General features: G+C 65.9%; 16 protein-coding genes. 5 read left to right on the top strand and 11 right to left on the bottom strand.

The window, feature by feature from the left end:
• Positions 1-34: 34 nt before the first annotated feature.
• Positions 35-2,782, bottom strand: coding sequence for a TonB-dependent receptor (locus tag JOY29_RS04120; protein WP_300974922.1), 2,748 nt, complete (start codon positions 2,780-2,782; stop codon positions 35-37).
• 82 nt (positions 2,783-2,864) lie between these two features.
• Here JOY29_RS04120 and JOY29_RS04115 point away from each other — a divergent pair, with 82 nt between their 5' ends.
• Together JOY29_RS04115 and JOY29_RS04110 are read left to right on the top strand one after the other, a co-directional pair.
• Entirely contained in the window at positions 2,865-3,968 is a 1,104-nt protein-coding gene (locus JOY29_RS04115; RefSeq protein ID WP_300974921.1) for a LacI family DNA-binding transcriptional regulator, read from the top strand.
• 13 nt (positions 3,969-3,981) lie between these two features.
• The gene (locus JOY29_RS04110) at positions 3,982-5,184 is read left to right on the top strand and encodes an MFS transporter (protein WP_300974920.1); all 1,203 of its coding nucleotides are present in this window, start codon (positions 3,982-3,984) and stop codon (positions 5,182-5,184) included.
• Positions 5,185-6,134: 950 nt separating this feature from the next.
• On the opposite strand, the gene JOY29_RS04105 is transcribed toward JOY29_RS04110, so the two are convergent.
• Both JOY29_RS04105 and JOY29_RS04100 read right to left on the bottom strand, forming a co-directional pair.
• Positions 6,135-6,974, bottom strand: a complete 840-nt coding sequence (locus tag JOY29_RS04105) for a DUF3883 domain-containing protein (RefSeq protein WP_300974919.1) — start codon at positions 6,972-6,974, stop codon at positions 6,135-6,137.
• Positions 6,975-6,979: 5 nt separating this feature from the next.
• Positions 6,980-7,375 carry a hypothetical protein gene (locus JOY29_RS04100; RefSeq protein ID WP_300974918.1) on the bottom strand — a complete coding sequence of 132 codons (396 nt, stop codon included), beginning with the start codon at positions 7,373-7,375 and terminating at the stop codon, positions 6,980-6,982.
• A 16-nt stretch (positions 7,376-7,391) separates the two neighbouring features.
• Here JOY29_RS04100 and JOY29_RS04095 point away from each other — a divergent pair, with 16 nt between their 5' ends.
• The 3 genes from JOY29_RS04095 (at position 7,392) to JOY29_RS04085 (ending at position 8,978) form a co-directional block, all read left to right on the top strand.
• Positions 7,392-7,766, top strand: coding sequence for a hypothetical protein (locus JOY29_RS04095; protein WP_300974917.1), 375 nt, complete (start codon positions 7,392-7,394; stop codon positions 7,764-7,766).
• Between the two features lie 64 nt (positions 7,767-7,830).
• Positions 7,831-8,367, top strand: coding sequence for a hypothetical protein (locus tag JOY29_RS04090; RefSeq protein ID WP_300974916.1), 537 nt, complete (start codon positions 7,831-7,833; stop codon positions 8,365-8,367).
• Positions 8,367-8,978, top strand: coding sequence for a hypothetical protein (locus JOY29_RS04085; RefSeq protein WP_300974915.1), 612 nt, complete (start codon positions 8,367-8,369; stop codon positions 8,976-8,978). The genes JOY29_RS04090 and JOY29_RS04085 overlap by 1 nt, the downstream gene beginning before the upstream one ends.
• Positions 8,979-9,403: 425 nt before the next feature.
• Here JOY29_RS04085 and JOY29_RS04080 read toward each other — a convergent pair whose 3' ends face one another.
• The 8 genes from JOY29_RS04080 to JOY29_RS04045 form a co-directional block, all read right to left on the bottom strand.
• Positions 9,404-9,760 (bottom strand): hypothetical protein, encoded by a 357-nt coding sequence (locus JOY29_RS04080; protein ID WP_300974914.1) that lies wholly within the window; start codon positions 9,758-9,760, stop codon positions 9,404-9,406.
• A gap of 45 nt (positions 9,761-9,805) precedes the next feature.
• The gene (locus JOY29_RS04075; RefSeq protein ID WP_300974913.1) at positions 9,806-10,399 is read right to left on the bottom strand and encodes a cation transporter; all 594 of its coding nucleotides are present in this window, start codon (positions 10,397-10,399) and stop codon (positions 9,806-9,808) included.
• Positions 10,400-10,471: 72 nt separating this feature from the next.
• Complete coding sequence (locus tag JOY29_RS04070; RefSeq protein WP_300974912.1) at positions 10,472-13,711, bottom strand: CusA/CzcA family heavy metal efflux RND transporter; 3,240 nt, start codon at positions 13,709-13,711, stop codon at positions 10,472-10,474.
• Positions 13,712-13,775: 64 nt separating this feature from the next.
• A complete protein-coding gene (locus JOY29_RS04065) occupies positions 13,776-14,978 on the bottom strand; it encodes an efflux RND transporter periplasmic adaptor subunit (protein ID WP_300974911.1) in 1,203 nt (400 codons plus the stop codon).
• Between the two features lie 11 nt (positions 14,979-14,989).
• Positions 14,990-16,309, bottom strand: coding sequence for a TolC family protein (locus JOY29_RS04060; protein WP_300974910.1), 1,320 nt, complete (start codon positions 16,307-16,309; stop codon positions 14,990-14,992).
• A gap of 56 nt (positions 16,310-16,365) precedes the next feature.
• Positions 16,366-16,698: a hypothetical protein gene (locus JOY29_RS04055; RefSeq protein WP_300974909.1), complete on the bottom strand. Its 333-nt coding sequence runs from the start codon at positions 16,696-16,698 to the stop codon at positions 16,366-16,368.
• Positions 16,699-16,742: 44 nt separating this feature from the next.
• Entirely contained in the window at positions 16,743-17,234 is a 492-nt protein-coding gene (locus JOY29_RS04050; protein ID WP_300974908.1) for an isoprenylcysteine carboxylmethyltransferase family protein, read from the bottom strand.
• Positions 17,235-17,381: 147 nt separating this feature from the next.
• On the bottom strand, positions 17,382-18,011 hold the full coding sequence (locus JOY29_RS04045) for a cation transporter (protein ID WP_300974907.1): 630 nt from the start codon (positions 18,009-18,011) through the stop codon (positions 17,382-17,384).
• Positions 18,012-18,023 lie beyond the last annotated feature (12 nt).

Raw genomic sequence — 18,023 nt, 5'->3', positions numbered from 1 at the left:
GGCCACGCGACAAGCGTGGCCGCCCCGGTAAGCGCTAGAACTTCAACCGGACCCTGGCGCCGTAAGTGCGGGGACGAGTGAAGAAGCGGGTGTTGTCGAACTGAGTGATGATGATCGCCGCTTCGTGGACGGCATCGGTGACATTGTTGACGTAGCCCTCGATGCGGAGCTTGCCATCGGTGCCGTGGCTGTATCCGGCGCCGATGTCGAAGGTCCAGTAGCCGTCCACTCGGTCGTCCAGCCGCTTCTCGACGGTCGCCGGCGTGAAGTCCTCGCCGTTGAAGATCGTCATGTACTGGGCCGAGCGGTAGCCGGCAGAGAGGACATAATCGAGCTTGCCCGAAGGCAGGTTGAAGCTCTGGCTGAAGGAGGTGTTCAGCTGCCACTTGGGCGTGCGCGGCAGGCGCTTGTCGTCGATCGAGCGGAACACCGCGTCGGCCGGAGCGACGTCGGCCTGGTAGCGGAAGTCCTGGATCGGGTCGGCCTTGTCCACCTGCGCGTCCAGATAGAGCAGATTGTAATCGAGGTTGATGTTGGCCGGCAGATCGAACCCGCCCTCGACGTTGAAGCCCGAAATATGGCTGTCCGCCGCATTGTAGCTGTAGCTGACGACCAGAGCGCCGGCGCTGTTCGGCGGAAGCACTGCGCCCGGAACGTTGGCGAGGTCGAGTGCCTGCTGCACCGACAGGAGCGAGGTCAGCACCTGATCCTTGTAGTCGTTGTAGAAGACGCTCGCATTGAGCTTGGTGCGCACGCCGCCGAGGTAGAAGACGTTCTTCGAGCCGAGCTCGTACAGGGTCACCTTCTCTGGACGGTAGGTCGGAGCGACGCCAAGGTCGCCGAGATTGTCGTTAAAGCCGCCCGACTTGTGACCGGTGGTCACGAGTGCGTAGAGCAGGTTGTCCTTGGTGAAGTCATACTCACCGCGCAGACGCCAATCGGTGAACTTCTGGCGCATCTTGCCGCTCTGGCGGAAGATCTGGCCGCCGAACGGAACGGCATAGGTGAAGCCGCTCGGATCGCAGAAGAAGTCGTCTCCGACGGTGGTGTCGACGCACGGCTGGCGATTGGGGTCGCCGCCGCCATAGGGACCGTTGACGAAGATGTCGTCGATGTTGTCGCGGGCGCCGAAGCGCTTCACGCCGTTAAAGTAGAAGGCGATCGCCTCGGCGTCGGAGACGGCGCCGTTGCTGTCGGTGTCCGGATTGAAGATCGTCCGGTCCTTGCCGGCGAACAGGAAGCCCTCGGTCCCGACCCGGGCGCCGCCGCAGCAGGCGAAGCCGGCGCCGCCGAGTGCGAAGCCGTAGCGGGCGGCGACACCCTCACGGCTCTTGCGGTCGTCGGTGCGGCGGATGCCGGCGGTGATGCGGGCGGATGGCGTCACCGAGTAAGTGGCATCGGCGAACAGGCCGTAGCTCTTGGCGTCGACGTCGGGCATGTTGAACTCGGCGCCCGAGAAGAAGCGCCCGCGGTCCGAAGCCGAGGCGAGGAAGGCGTACTGGTCTTCCTTGAAGAAGTTGGCGCCGACGCTCCAGATCAGCGGCCCCTTGTCGTTGTGCAGACGAAGCTCGTGATAGTGCGACTTGGAATCGGTCAGCGACTGGAAGCGCGAGTAATTGTCGAGCACCTCGCCGAACACGATGTTCGGATCGACGAAGTCGGTCGGATCCGCCGTGCCGAGATTGGCCCGCCGGCTGAGGTTGGCGTAGACGCCGGGATAGTCGGGCCCGATCGGGGTCGCCGCCATATAGTCCGACGTGACGTGGCGGTAGCTGCCGACATAGTCGAGCTGGGCGAAGCCGAGTTCGTAGCCGGCCTCAAAGCGGATGCCGCGATGCTTGATGTCGAGGTCGGGGGTGAAGCCGCGGGCGATGACCCGGCGGGGATCGGGAACGTCGTCGGGATCAACGCCCTCACCGAGCGGATTGGCATAGTTGGTGCCGGTCCAGCCCGAGCCGGTCTCGTGCATGTAGTCGCCGGCGACGAGGAAGCGGAGCTTGTCGGTCGGCTCCCACAGGAACTGGACACGGCCGGCGACATTGTCCTCGGCTTCGGCCGCGCCAATGTCGGACAGCGGGCCGACATTCTTGTAATAGCTGTCGTGCTTCAGGGCCATGCCGGAGAGGCGGATGGCCATGGTGTCGCCGAGCGGCACGTTGAGCATGCCGCGCACGACGGTCTGGTTGTAATTGCCATATTCGCCCTCGACCTCGGCATCCCACACGCCAAGACCGGGCTTCCAGCTGATGATGTTGACCGAGCCGGCGGTGGCATTGCGGCCGCGCAGCGTGCCCTGCGGGCCGACGTTCACCTCGACCCGGGCAATGTCGAAGAAGGCCGAGCCAATGCCGGCAGGACGCGGAATGTAGACGCCATCGAAGTGGGTCGCCGCGGCCGGATCACCGAGCTCGGTGTTGTTGGACGAGCCGACACCGCGGATCCAGACTTCGATGTTGCCGCCATTGTTGGCCACGGTCAGGCCAGGCAGGACATCGTTCATGTCCGTAATGTCCTGGATCCCCCGGGCCTTGAGCTTGTCGCCCGAGAAGACGGCGGCGGTGCCGGCATAATCCTGGAGGCTCTGTTCTCGGCGGTCGGCCGTAACGACGATGGTGCTGTCTTCGTCCGGAGCCGGTTCGGTCGCGGTCGGTTCGTCGGCGGGCCGCTCCTCGGCGGAAGGGGCCGGGGCCGGTGCCGGGGCGGTCTGCGCCTGGGCAACTCCCGACATTGAAAGCGCAATGATGGCGGTGCTGGCCGCCAGGCCAAGCCGAATGTTGTTCATCCCTGTTTCCCTCCAGATCGGCAATGCCGAACTCCTGCGGCAATATGGCTATGCCTCTTTGTGAGCGTTCACAAGAAAAAAAGTGAGCGTTCACATCGGGGTCGATCTGGGGCATGGTCAGTGCATGGGGAGCAATGCGGAGCTGGTCCGGCGCAACGTCACGATCGAGGATGTCGCGCGGGCGGCCGGCGTGTCGCGGCAGACCGTGTCGCGGGTCATCAACCGCTCTCCCAACGTGAAGCCCGCCGTCCGCGAGCGGATCGAGGCGGCTGTCGAGCAGCTCGGCTATGTCGCCAATCTCAGCGCTCGGCGGATGGGCGGCGGGCGCTCGTTCCTGATCCTAGCAATCAACGATCGTGCGCGGACGGTCGAGAATTGGCAGGCGGGGCGAGGCAACGACTGGGTCGACCAGATGCTGTTCGGCGGCATGACCGAGTGCCAGCGGCACGGTTATCACTTGTTGTTCGAGCTGGTCGACACCGCCCCGGACCTCAGCCGCCGGCAATTGTCGGCGGCGGTGGCCGGGCTTCGTCCGGACGGGGTTATCCTCACGCCGCCGCACAGCGACAATGACGAGCTCGCCGCGCTGCTCGCACAGCGCGGGATTCCGTGCGCACGGATCGGCCGGCGCGAGGGTGGCAGGTGTGTCGACGTGTTCATGGATGAGGCCGGCGCTTCGGCCGAGGCGACGCGGCACTTGCTCGGGCTCGGTCACCGGCGGGTCGCCTATCTCGCCGGCGATCCCAGCTATGGCAATTCGCGGCTCCGGGTCGAGGGTTTCCGGACCACGATGGCGCAGGCCGGGCTGGGCGAGGCACTGCTGGTCGGAACCGGCGACTTCCAGTTCGACCGCGCGGCGGAGGTGGTCGCCGAGTGGCTCCGCGCGCCCGCACCGCCGACCGCGATCATCGCCGACAACGACCAGATCGCCTTCGCCGTGCTCCATGTCGCCGACCGCGAAGGCGTGGCGATTCCCAGGCGATTGTCGATGGTCAGTTTCGAAGATACGCCGGGGGTGCGGTTCAGCGTGCCGCCGATGACCGCCATCCGCCAACCGACCGCCGAGATGATCGCGACCGCCTGCGACCGGCTGATTGCACAAAGCCGGGGAGACGGCGGCGAGGGCTGCTATCCGACGCCATTCGGGCTGATGGTGAGGGAAACGACGGGACCAGCGCCCGAGTGAGCTGCCTGAGCGGATGAGCGGCGGCCGCGCCTTTCGTTTCCTCTACGCGCTCGCCTTTCTCGGCGCCCATCTCGCGTTCATGCCCCTGCTCCTGCTTCTCCTGCCGCGGCGGGTGGAGCGGCTGGCGGAGGGGGAAACCACGACCTTCCTCAGCCTGCTGCTGATCTTGGGCGCGATGACAGCGAGCGTGGCGCATGTCGCAGCCGGCCATGCGAGCGACCGCTGGATGGCGCGACATGGGCAGCGGCGGTTCCCCATCGCGGTTGGGACGGGCCTGCTGGTGGTCGCTTATTGTTCGCTGGCTGCTGCGGACACAATGATGGCGCTGGCAGCAGCGGTCCTGCTCTTCCAGGTCGCGCTCAATGCCATGTTCGCGCCGCTCGGAGCGCTGCTATCGGACCATGTCGACGATCGGGAGAAGGCGCGCACGTCGGCCTGGCTGAATCTGGCGCTGCCGCTTTCGATCGCGGTCGGAGCGCCGCTGGCCTGGCTCTTTCCCGAGGACGGGACGGGGGCCTTCACCGCGGTTGCGCTGGCGGTGCTCGTCTGCGTTCTGCCATTGCTGCTGTGGTGGCCGGTGGAGGCGGTTGTGAGGTCCCCTGCCGTGGAGGAGATCGACAAGCCGTCCGGCTTGTTGTCGCTCGCCGACTTCCGGCGGGTGTGGGCTGCCCGCTTCCTTGTCCAGTGCGGAGCGGCGCTGATGCTCTTCTATCTTTACGTCTACCTACGCCAGCTGCCGGACGACGCGGGCGTGCCTTCGAGCGAAGCGGCGCTGTCGTGGCTGAGCATCGTTGGCGGATTATCCGGCGCGGCCTGTGCCTTCGGCATGGGGCGCCTCTCCGACCGACTTCAGCGCCGCCGCTGGCCGATCGCCGTCAGCGGGATCGCCGCTGCAAGCGGACTGCTGGTGCTCGCGATGCAGCCCGCGTGGCCAGGCGTGGTCATGGGCTACGCCCTCTTCAGCAGCGGCTTGGTGACCTTCCTTTCTCTCGACAACGCCCTTGTCGCCCAGATGCTGACCAATCATCCGGCGCGGGGCCGGTGGCTGGGGGTCATGAATCTCACCAACACCCTGCCGGGGATCGCGACGCCGATGCTGACCTTGTTCGCACTTCAGGTCGCGTCCGAGAGGGCAATAAGCTTGCTGCTCGGTGGGCTGGCGCTTGCGACCGTGTTGGCGGCCGCGATGATCCTGCAGGTGCGGAACGTGGCCTAACTTCAGGACATGCGCCTGTGCCACAGCGCAATCGCAAGCCCTCGAGGGCGAACGCGAACGCTGCTTAAGCCGTCGACGCAGCTTGGTGTCCTTCCTGCCAGGCAGCGCCCAGGGTGGGAGATGCCGAAGGTCGGCAAAGACCGGTCAACATCGCAATTACGGACTGGCAGTGTCGGCCACCTGCCGACGCTCAGGCTGGCCTCAATCGAGACGGTAGGTCGATCAGAGTCTGTGCGCTAGAAGTCCGGACCTCGTAGGCCACGAATATGGACAAGGGCGTCAGAAGGGTCGTGACGATCGGCAGCAGGCCGACCTGCAGCCGACGACCGCAATCTGCAGCAGCAACCCCCCGGCAGTCACATGCTGGAGCAGCAACCGTCGTTGCTTCGGATACTGGCTCCGAGGCTTGCGCGTGCGCATGCTACGACTGGCTGCCGGTCGACCTCTGGATAGCTTTTCAGATTAACTGCATCCCGAAGCGGCTGGAGAACGCCTCGGCGAAGCTGGTGATGGCGGTACGGGGGGTCTTTCTGCGGGATTGCCCCTTATTCACTTGGACCCGTCCTTTGTGCCCATGGGCGGGTTAGACCACCATCGCGTTCACGGAATCTCGCCGTTCTCGGCCAGACCTTGGCTGGCATGGTGACCCCTACGGGAGGCGTCACCGAGGCAACTGATCAACTCGCTCTGAGAGCAGCGGCCGGGCTGAGACACCGTCCGTTGTACGCATGCACAGTACACGCGCCAGACATCGTTAGCATATCTGGGAACGGCTTTGTCAATGCACTCGGTAGTGCAACTCCGCGGGGGTTCCCGGGTCGAGAGAGCCACGGGGATAAGGCTTGGAGCAAGTCACATCCATCTAGCTGATGGGGGTAGCCACGATTGTAGGCCGCGTGTTGCGCTCATCGTGTTCAGGAAGGCCGGGAGGGCGGCTCACCCTTCCTGACCTAGAACGAGGCCAGGTAGCTGGTGGGCGTAAGGCTTAGGTGTCGTTCAAGGGGAGGCCTGATGGCAAAGGCCTGCGGCTCCCGGGCGAAGTTCCATAGTCGCAGCAGGTGCCAGTCGTCTCGACGCTCTTCTGCCACGGCGCATTCGTTGCGGGAGAGGTGAAAGGGCGTCCGTTCCCAGCCGTTGGTAGTCTTGACCTCGATCAGACGCTCGCGGCCGTCCGGCTCGAAGCTGAGGATGTCGTAGCCGAGCCCGTCGCCATCCTCCTCGCTCACCCACCTGACCTTGCGAGCGAGGTCCTGACGGTCAGCGGCGACCAGCTGGCCTCGCTCATGATGGAACGCCCGCTCTTCGCCTGCCCTACCGAGCGCGCGATTGCGCTGATCTCGTTCCGCGACATCGAAGCGCCGGGCCACCCTGGCCATCTGCTCGGCTTCGTCGGGAGGTGGAGCATTGCTCAGAGTGGGCGCGGGCATGATCCAGAGGGCTCCTGGCGGCTCCGCGGCCATTGAGAGCCGGTCGTCCGCGCCCTTGCTGGCGTACCAGCCAGGACGCTGCTGCAACCACCGCGCGACCGCGTCTTCCACGCTGGCCTGATAGTTGAAGGCCGGCTTGTAGCCCTCGATCCAGGTCTCACCGAGGCCCTTCAGGACGGCGCTGATGTTCTGGTGCTTATATTCGATGGAGCCCCGTCCGCGCCGGATCAGCTCCTGCAGCTGCCGATTATGCTCGGCCTTGCTATACTGCCGGCCGGCGAGGTCGTCCGCGAGCATGGCCATGTAGTCGGCGACGATCGCGTCGTTCTCAAGGTCCGACCAAGGGCCATTGCGCTCGCCCATCTTCGTCAGGCGGCGTAGCGGCCGTTGCCAAGACGGCGGGCCATGCCGACGCTGGCGAGGGCATCCAGGACCGGGCGAACGGTGGCAGCGCGCTTGCCCTTGAAGGTTCGGGCGACGTCCTGCGGCGCGAGGGGCGCCGATGAGGAGGCGAGGAGCGCCTGGACCGCGCGAACCTGCTCGGGAAGGGTGCCGGGCCAAGGGATGACGTTGTCGGGCAGCGCCACGGCGGCCTCACCAAGATCGAGGGTGCCGGCGACCGGGGCCTGGTAGAGCTCGGACCCGCCGGTTTCCCGCCACGCCTCGATAAACCGCTCTACGCCACGCCCCTCGTCCATGCCGCCATAGAGCATGGACGCGCGCCGGAGCGCAACGAGGGAGGGGAGGGGCGCCTTGGTGGTCACACCAAGGAGAATGAAAATGGACGAGTTGCAGCCCCGCGACGACGAGTATCGCTTCGGTTTCACCAAGCAGCAGATCCTGGCGGAGCTGCTGGATCACCAGGGGCTGATAAGGGACGGCTGCTACGTTCCGACGCGGCATGAGGTCGCCACCTGGCCGGCAGAACGGGTCTACTGGCACGTCATTGGATGGTTCTGGGAGTCCCCTTCCAGCCTGATTCCGAACGACGCGCAGATCGAAGAATGTCTCCCCGTTCCTCGTGCCCGGCCCGATGCGGACAGCGAGGTCATCCAGCGGATCATCGCGGAAGCACCGCCGCCAGCGGAAGGCGGTGAAGGGAAGGGAGATCCGCGCGGAGGCAGCTCCGATGAGGGTGAAGGGGAGAGTGATTGAACCGGAAGAGATGAAATTCCGGAAGTTCGATCGACGTCACCAACGCCTAAGAGAGACTGAACACATGAAGACCGCACCCGTCCCGGACCTTGGCATCGAGCTGGACCCCATCCCCGAGCCACCAGTGCAGATCCGCCGCTTGATGCTGGCCATCGGGACCATCCTCGATGGCTTCATCGACCAGGATCCTCAGTACTGGCATCCTGCTCTGCTGCACTCGATGGTGGTGCCCGGAGCAGACATCGTCCTCGCCGGAACGCGCTGCCGGCGTCCTCTCGTCACCCGCGAAGTTGGCAACATCGCCCGCGCAGTGGATCGCGACGCGATCATCGTCCGGGCCGCCGAGGAGGCTAAGCACGCGACCTTTGACGTCCTGCTACGTCATGTCGAGCGGCCGTTCATGGGCTATCGCCTTTGGATCCGGCAGCCGCTCGGCAGCGCCTGGCTGGTGCCAACCGGCGGTGAGCGCACCTTCCTCCGTCTCGATGGACTTGGCCTCGAGCTTTCGCCCGAAGCACCGTTCGAGGATGAGATCGACGCCTATCGCGGCTTGAAGGCGGGCGCAGAGTATCTCTCGATCGCCGTGCAGGGGTGGTTCTGATGCCCGGCAAGAAGAAGACCTCGGCGCTGGACACCGCCTCTGTCGCGGCTTTGGCCACGCGGCCGCTCAAAGCCTTCTACCACAACCAGCCGGATGATCCGGTCTCCACGACTAGGTTCTACTGGTCGAAGGGTGAAGGTTCTCGCGAGAGCATCGTTCCCCACTTCGAGACCAAGTGTCAGCCGGGGAGCAAGGGAAGCGACGAGGACAAGGCCGCAGCGGTGGAGGTGCTGCTGCGCGGCGACGTGCCGCAGGACTATGCCGATCCGCTGTTCATGGCTGAGAGCTACATGTCGAAGCTCCCGGCGGACGAGACTGCGGCCTTCGCACAGGTCACCCTGCAATTCCCAAATGCTACGAACCTGCATGGTCCTTGGCAGCAGGCCCGCGCCTGGCTGTGGGAGCACTATGTGGAGCGGGTCGGCGTCCCGGTACTGGCCGTCTTACATGCGCCCTTCCTTAGCGGCAGCGACAGCTCGGTGCACGTCCATGGGCTGGTGCTGATGAAGCGGGCGACGTGCTTTGGCTGGCTCGGCATTCACCGCGACCTAGCCGGCGACGCTGGGCTCGCCGCCGCCGAAGCTAGCTGGCGCGACTGGGTCAATCGGTAGGCTCTGCGGGTGGGGTCGAAATCTCGAATGCCGGTCCCACCCGCAGTAGCGGCCGATATGCGCCCAATCCGGTCATAACGGTACGGATGCTTCGCGCCCCCAAGCAGACGCTCAAAACCCTGTGACTGGGTAGTCCCGGGCGAACCGGCGCAGCGCCCTCGGCGTGGCACGGATGAGGTCGCCGTCCAGCAGTAGGTCGCCACCGTAATACATGTTCCGAAGGAGAGCCTTGAAGCCGCGACTCGCTTCCAACTTCTCTCGAACACACTGGACCCCCTGCATCGCGGCTAGAAGCTCCTGCCGGGTGCAGCTGCCGCCATGCTCGGCAAGATGGCGGCGCACGAAGTCAGACATCGAGCCACGGACGCCACAAGTTGGCGGGCCGACGCGGCCGCCGGTGGGTGATCGCTTGATCGTTCCCTCGCTCACACAACACCCTCTCGCGTCAGGGCGCACCGACCATCCGGCTCGAATTCATTCTGCAGGGTTGTGTGCTCGATGCCGAGGCGGTGCTGCAGATCAATTGCCAAATCGGCACGGAAGGAGTCGGCTCGATGTCCCGTCGGCGTCACTGGGTCTGCTGTCATCGCTGTATCCGTAGTGCTCATTGATGAGACGTGAAGGTCATTCACTCTGCTGACATCCGGCAAGGCGGCGAGCTGCTTGGCGACTTGGGCGAGAGTGAAACCGGCGCAGAAAACGGCGACGAGCGACGGCGCCGTGAAGTCTTCAGTGAGGGGCCACGTTCCCAGTGGCGCACTGGCGACCACCGCAAGATTCACGACGAGCTCAATTCATGAGGGCGGTGACCAGGCACAAGAACTCTCCTAGTGCTTCGCCTCATGGTGCGCATCGTGGAGGATCTCGATGCCGCCTTTGAATGCGATGATTGCGATGCCCACTGCCACGACCAGGTCGGGCCAGTTCTGCCCTAACCAGAGCACAAGACCTCCTCCGACCAGGATGCCGCCGTTCGAGATGAAATCATTGAAGCTGAAGGTGGTGGCGGCGCGCATGTTCACGTCAGGCTGCCGAACCCGCTTCAGCAGGATCAAGCACCAGAGGTTCACCCCTGCGGCGATCACCGCCATGATCATCATGGTCGTGCCAATGGGGTCCGAGCCGGCGACATACCTTCTTCCGGCGTCCACAAGAACGCCGACCGCGAAGATCAAAAGCAGAATGCCGGATACTCGCGCCGCGCCCCGCTTCCACACTGGCCCTCGAGTGAGCGCCAGAAGGCTCAGGGCATAAACCAGCGCGTCGGATGAATTGTCCAGACCGTTTGCGATCAGCGCGCTCGAGCTAGCGAAGACACCGGTGGCGAAGAAGCCCACGGCGATCGCAACGTTGAGTGCCAGGACAATCCACAGCGTCTTGCGCTTGTCGGCGCTGCCAAGGTCGAGGTTGCTCTCGCTCATGACCGCCGGTTCCAGTTGGCTCGCTCGCTCAAACTGTCTTGCAGCATGCTCTTCTCCCTTTTTGTCGCGGGGTCATTCAGCCGGCACCATCGCTACGGAACCGGCTTCCTTCTCCGGGGAACGCCCCGGACTAGCTTTCAGAAGCAGCTTGGTGATGGCGGGCAGCACCAGCAGCGTCAGCACAGTGGACGTGATCAGGCCGCCGATCACCACGGTGGCGAGGGGCTTCTGGACCTCAGCGCCCTGACCGGTCGCAAGCGCCATCGGGACGAAGCCGAACGACGCGACGAGTGCCGTCATCAGCACGGGGCGAAGCCGGGTAAGGGCGCTCTCTCGGATTGCCGCTTCGAGCGGCCTCCCAGCCGCTTGCATGTCCACGACCGAGCTCATCAGCACCAGTCCGTTCAGGACGGCGATGCCGGACAAAGCAATGAAGCCGACGGCCGCCGAGATCGAGAAAGGCAGGCCTGCAAGCGCCAGTGCGAACACGCCGCCTGCGAGCGCCAGCGGAATAGCCGAGTAGATGGCCAGCGCGGGCCTCACCTTGCCTAGCGCCAAGTAGAGGAGCAGGAAGATGAGCACGAATACCGCTGGCACCACGAGTGTCAGGCGGCGTGAGGCGGCCTGCAGATTCTCATACTGGCCTCCCCACTCGACGAACGATCCCGCAGGAAGCTGGACCTGATCAGCGATCTTGGCCCGCGCCTCGGCCACGAAGGAGCCGAGGTCGGTGCCCCGCACGTTGGCCTGCACGATGACCCGTCGCTTGCCGTTCTCCCGGCTGACTTGGTTCAGACCATCGGACAGGCTGAAGCGGGCAAGCTGCCGCAGCGGCACGGTGAAGCCGCTGCCGCCATTCTCCACAACGACCGGGAGCGCGCCGATCGCCTCCAGATCGTTGCGGGCCGTGTTCGGCATCCGGACGACAACGTCAAAGCGACGGTCACCCTCGAAGACGATGCCGGCTTCCCGCCCGCCAAGGGCAGCCGCTACCGTGTCCGAGACCTCCTGGAGCGTCAGGCCGTAGCGGGCGATCGCGTCACGGTCGAACTGGACGTCAAGGGTGGGGAAGCCCTCCGTCTGCTCGACCTTTACGTCGGCGGCCCCCGGCACGGTGCGCAGGACGCCGGCGACCTGTTGCCCGAGGCGTCCCAGGGCCTCGAGGTCGTCCCCGTAGATCTTGACCGCGACGTCGCTGCGGACCCCGGCGATCAGCTCGTTGAAGCGAAGCTCGATGGGCTGGCTCATCTCGTAGGCGTTGCCGACAAGCGGCTTCAGCTTGTCTTCGACCCGCTCGATCACGTCCTCCTTGCTGTTCACGCCAGCCGGCCACTGATCCTTGGGCTTCAGGATGATGAAGGAGTCCGAGATGTTCTGAGGCATTGGGTCGAGGGCGGCCTCGGCCGTGCCGGTCTTGGCGAACATGTGCTCGACCTCCGGTAGGCTGGCGACGGCCCGCTCGATGCGGCGCTGGAACTCGAGCGACTGGTCCAATGAGGTGGATGGAACCCGAGCGGAGAGGATTGCGATGTCACCCTCGTCGAGCTGCGGGACGAATTCGCGGCCCAGCTGAGTGAACAGCAGGGCCGCCGCCGCGAAGATGCCGACCCCGGCACCGATCACCGGCCAGGGCCGCGCCAGGGCACGGTCGAGCACCGGCGCGTAGCGCTGCTTGGTCCAGGTGATCGCCCGCACCTCTTTTTCATCCACCTTGCCCCGGACAAGGATGGCCACCATCGCCGGCACGAAGGTCAGGGACAGGATGAAGGCACCCGCCAGCGCCAGCATGACCGTGGTGGCCATGGGCGAGAACATCTTGCCCTCCACTCCGGTGAAGGTCAGCAGCGGCGCGAAGACGAGGAAGATGATGGCCTGACCGTAGATCGTTGGCCGGATCATCTCGCGCGACGCCTGGAAGACCTCCTCCAGGCGCTCCGCCACGGAGAGGAGTCGTCCCTCTGCATGCTGCCGCTGGGCCAGGCGGCGCAACGCGTTCTCGATGATGATGATCGATCCGTCGACGATCAGTCCGAAGTCGAGGGCCCCGAGGCTCATGAGGTTTCCGGACGTGCCGGTGGCGTTCATCCCGATTGCCATCAGCAGGAAGGACAGCGGGATGACGAGCGTGGCGATGATCGCCGCGCGGATGTTGCCGAGCAGCCAGAACAGAATGGCGATGACCAACAAGGCGCCGATGAGCAGATTCTCTTCCACCGTGCTGATCGTCGCATCGACGAGCTTGGAGCGATCCAGCACCGGGTGCACCACGATGCCCGGCGGCAGCGAACGCGTCAGTTCTTCGAGGCGTTCGCCCACGGCGGCGGCGACGGTCCTGCTGTTGCCACCGGCCCGCATGAGGGCGGTGCCGACGACGATCTCCTCCCCGTCCTCGGTTGCAGCGCCCGTGCGAAGGTCGCCGCCAATACGGACGTCAGCGATGTCACGGACAGCAATGGGCACTCCGCCGCGCGTTGTCACAGTTGCGCGCGCGATCTCGTCGAGCGTGCGGATGCGCCCATCGGCGCGGACCAGGAAAGCTTCCCCGCCCCGCTCGTAGAAGTTCGCGCCGACGGACACGTTCGCCCGTTCGAGCGCCTCGGCAAGGTCCGTGAAGGAGACCCCCAGCGTCGCCATTCGCGATGGATCCGGCTGAACCACATACTGCTTCTCGTAGCCGCCGATGGAATCCACCCCGGCGATGCCCTCGACGGATGTCAGCTGGGGTCGCAGGATCCAGTCCTGGACGGTGCGAAGATAGGCGAGCTTCGCGGTCTCATCGGTGAGCCGCTCACCCTCGGGCGTCAGGTAACTCCCGTCCGGCTGCGGTCCGGGCCGGCCCGCGATCCGAGGCACATCGCGGGTTCCTGCGGGCGCATACTCGACCACATACATGAAGACCTCGCCGAGCCCGGTCGTGACCGGTCCCATCCGGGGTTCGACGCCCTCCGGCAGGCTTTCGGAGGCGGCGGTGAGGCGCTCCGCAACCTGCTGCCGGGCGAAATAGAGATCCGTGCCGTCCTCGAAGATCGCGGTGACCTGGGAAAAGCCGTTGCGGGAGATGGACCGGGTGCTCTCGAGTCCCGGAATGCCGGCCATGGCGGTCTCGACCGGAAAGGTGACCAGCCGCTCCATATCGAGCGGGCCGAGAGCTGGGGCGACCGTGTTGATCTGCACCTGCTTGTTGGTGATGTCGGGAACCGCATCGATGGGCACTTTGAGCAACTGGCTGACGCCAAAGGCGGCAACCAGTGCCGTCAGCAGCACCACTGCCCAGCGGAAGCGTATGGAGGTCCGAAGAAGGCGTTCAATCATGATTGTTTCCTGCGACGTCGTGCGTCGGCCTGTGCGAGGGTCAGCTGAGCGGCGTAGGTTCGGATCAGTGATCGTCCGCTTCGGCACCGAGCTGCGACTTCAGGGCGAAGGCGTTGCGGGTGACGACCGTTTGACCGGCTTCGAGCCCGTCGACGATCTCGACCCTTCCTCCGCTGCGAGTGCCAAGCGTCACCGGAACCGACTGAACGCCGCCCTTCACCGTGACGAACACCATGTCGCGACCTTCGATCTGCTGGACAGCTTCCTCGGGCAGGATGATGCCGCGCTGCTGGCTTTCACGCGGGACAATGCGAACCCGAACGCCTTGACCCTGGGTCAGCCCACCTGGGGCACCGCTGAGTTGAAGCACGACGGTGGCGGTGCGGCTTTCAGCATCAAGGGCCGGGGTCACGGACCGGACCCGCGCTTCGACCACCCCGCCGGTGGGCAGCTCTACCTGGGCCCGGTCGCCGGGCTGAATGCGCTGGGCATCGCTCACCGGAACGGAGGCGTCGATCTGGAGTCGGCGGGGGTCGGCCACGTTGAACAACTCGGCTCCGGCTGAAACGTAGGCGCCGAGCTGGGTATCGACCTCGGTGATCCGCCCGCCGATCGGACTGCGAACGGCCAGGTAGCGCCCGCCGCCGGTCACCCCGGCTGCACTGACGGCGGCTTCGGCCCGCTGCAGTTCGGCCTCCGCCGTGCGCCGGGCGGCAACGGCTGCCTCCAGGTCCTGCCTTGCCGTGATCTTGGCATCGAACAGGCGCTGCTCGCGGGCCGCAGCGGCTCGCGCAGCATGGGCCCGGGCCGCTGCCGCGTTCCGCTCCGCCACAAAGGCAGCAGCCTCCCGGCTCTCCAGCAGCGCCACCGTTTCGCCGGCCCCGACCGGGTCACCAAGACGCTTGTTGATCCGGACCACCGCACCATCGGCCCGCGCGGTCAGGAGCGCCTGACCTTCAGGCGGAGCGGCGACCGTGGCCTGCGCAATGACTTCGCTCTGCACCCAGCCGGGCTCGACCCGCTCGAGAGCGATACCGCTGGCCGCGAGGCGCTCGGGCGTCAGCGGGACGAAGCCCTCAGGCCCATGCTCCTCTTCTGTCTCCTCGGCGGGTTCGGCACTGGCTTCAACAACTGGAGCGGGGTCGCTCATCGAGCGCCCGATCAGCACTCCTCCCACTCCAGCAACCAGGGCTGTGGCGGCAATGCCGGCAAGCAGGCGGTTCCTATCGGTCAGGTTGATGATCTTAAGATCGCGAAGGGTCGGCATGTGTTTTGTTCCTATCGAGCAGCGATGCGGCCGAGTTCGGCCGTCGCCAGCGCGAGGGCGAGCCGGGCATCGGTGAGCGCGGTGCGTGTGGCGGTGTAGGCGTTCTGGGCGTCGAGGAGCTCAAGCAGGGTCGCCCGCCCTTCAGCATAAGAGCGCTCGGTGAGGCGCAACGCTTCCGTTGCTTCCGGAACGGCTGTGGACTCGAGTGCATCCACGCGCCGTTGCGCGGCCTGCACATTGGCGATGGCGTTCCTGGCGCGGGCGGTCGTGGCTGCGATCGCCGTGGCCCGGCGAGCCTCGGCTGCGGCGATCCCGGCCCGCGCTGCATCGATGTTGCCGCGATTGCGATCGAACACCTGGAGAGGCATCGACACACCCGCCACCAGCCCGAAGTCGCCGGTCTCGCGGACGTGGCGCACACCCACCCCGACTGCCGGGTCTAGGCGCCGTTCTGCGAGTTGCTGCCGGAGAACAGCTTCGGCAGCGGCGCGCTCCGCATCGGCAAGGCGCACTTCGAGGCTGGCTTCCGCGTTGATCAGCTGCGGCGTAAGGTCGAGCAGCTGTCCGCTGACCTCGGCGACAGGTTCACGCACACCGAACAGGGCGGCGAGCGAGGAGCGGGCGGCCAGCTCATCGGCTTCGGCGACTTCCCGTTCAGCTTCGGCCTGAGCGAGAGCCGACCGGGCCCGCAGCGCTCGAAGTGGCGGATCGCGGCCCGCATCCACCAGGATCTGCGCCACGCGGGCGAACCGCCGAGCCCGCTCTACATTCTCGGTCGCCTGGGCGAGCCGCTCGCGGGCAGTCAGGGCTCGGGCGAACTGCTCCCGCACCTGCTGCGACAGGTCGGCCCGGGCGATCGCCAGGCGCAGCTGCTGAACGGCCAGCTCGGCTTGAGCCGCACTGACCCGGGCGGAGCGGCGCCCGCCAAGGTCCAGCCGCTGGTTGACCGCCAGGGTCGCTTCGGTCGAGCGAAGACCCCGTAGCTCCCCGGTCCCCGCGAAGTTCTCGACCTCGAAGCTGAGCTCGGGATTGCTTCGGACGCCGGCCTGACGGGTTCGGGCCGCGGCTGCCGCCAGCTCGGCCTGAGCGGCAACGATCGCCGGCGAGCGGGAATTCGCCTCTTCCAGCGCCTGAGCCAGGCTGAGGCTGCCTGGAAGCGGACCAGTGCGCGGTGACACTGTTGGCGGCACCACAGGTGATGGTGGGCCCGCCGGCGCGGTGGACACCGGGCGGCCGACGGTCGGGCTGGCGGGATTGCCAACCTGAGCGGAAGCGGACGAGAACGCCCCTCCCGCCGCCGCGACCAGGGTCGCGGCTGCAACAAACTTCATGGTGGAATACTCCTGACAACTGCAATCGAGCCCGGAGCGCCGGGCTTGAGTCAGTGTCAGGCGATCGGAGGCCTTAGCTGGCTCTCGGGCTCGCGGCCCGGCACTCCGGCAGCGGGGTCACCGAACAGGTTTGTGCGCCGGACCGGAGCCAGCGCAGCCGCTGGGATATCCGTTGGCGCGGCGAGCTGGTGGCCGCCACAAGAGGTATGATGATGGGCGACACCCTTGTCCGAGCTGGCCGGGGTCTGGTCGGGGTCGCCATCGTAGTGCCCGGTCGTTTCCGCCCCTACGGTGATGCAGTCGAGCCGCTCGGCCGCATGCGCTGTTGTCCCCGTCCAAAGCATGAGAACAAGGAGCATGGCGCTGACAATGGCGGTCAGGCGGGGCATGGGTCGGCGCCATAGCAGCCGCGGGCGGCATTGGAAACGCACCGCTACAGCCATCGCCGCACCTGCTGCTTGTAGATCTGGTATTCATCGCCGAAGCGTCGCTGGAGATAGGCTTCTTCCCGGCAGATGACGAAGCGGTCGATCAAGGCTGCCGCTACCAGGGACAGGAAGACGGCACCGAGGCTCTGGCAGAAGATCGCCACGCTGAGCGACAGCAGCGTCATGCCCAGATACATCGGATTGCGGGTGAACCGGTAGATGCCCGTCACCACCAGCGCACTCGCGGGCTGCCACGGCTCAGGCCGGGTCCGCCGCCGCCAAAAGAGGTTCAGCGCCGCGCCGATCAGGCCAAGCGCGGCCACCAGCAGCAGGATAGCGAAGACCTGCGGCACCCCGAATTCGTGGAGGTGCATGTCGATGGCCAGGCCAGCTGCGACCGAGCTCGCGAAGATCAGGGGTGGCGGCACGAAAACCCGAGGGCTGTCCGTCTGACCAGAGGTGCCCTGACGATCGCCACCGCTCCGAACTTCGTTCATGTCGTCTTCCCCGTTCTGGCGCGCTTGTCCGATTGATGATCGTCAAGCTGGGCCGCAGGAGCCGCCAACCCGAAGTATGCGGCCAGCAGCAAGCCTGCCAGCAGGAAGCCCAGTCCGCCCCACATGAGAGCCCCGAGCAATGGGCGATCAGGACGCATGAGCAGGCCGGTGGGCGAGTTCGCCCCTCGCTTGAGCCATGATCTGCAGGCCGCCCCAGATGCCCAGCGTCGCCATGATGCCCGCGACGATGAGGTCCGGCCACGCGGTGCCGGTGCCGAACACGCCGGCTGCGGCCGCGATCACGGCCACATTGCCGATGGCGTCATTGCGCGAGCAGATCCAGACGGAGCGCATGTTGGAATCCCCGGAGCGGAAGCGGAAAAGCAGCAGGGCGACACCGACATTCGCGAGGAGGGCAAGGACGCCGATAATCCCCATCGTCTCCGGCTGCGGGCTCGAACCGTTCCAGGCGGCCCAGCTGGCACTGACGAGGATGTAGCCGCCTAGCAGCACCAGCGTCGCGCCCTTAAAGAAGGCTGCGCGGGCTCGCCACGTCAGCGCCAAGCCGGCGACCAGCAGCGAGATGGCGTAGTTGGCGGCATCACTGAAGAAGTCGAGCGCGTCGGCCTTGAGCGCATGGCTGTCGGCAGCCGAGCCGGCATACAGCTCTATCGCGAACATGCCCGCGTTGACGATCAGGGCGATCCACAAGGCTTGCCGCCAGCGTGGGTCGACCATGGTCTTCGGAGTGTCGGATACGCAGCTGTTACAGGCCATTTGTCACCTCGA

The sequence above is a fragment of the Sphingomonas sp. LHG3406-1 genome, assembly GCF_029637485.1.
Taxonomy (GTDB): domain Bacteria; phylum Pseudomonadota; class Alphaproteobacteria; order Sphingomonadales; family Sphingomonadaceae; genus Sphingomicrobium.
The sequence above is the reverse complement of the archived record's forward strand: the minus strand, read 5'-3'. Positions and strand labels throughout refer to the sequence as shown.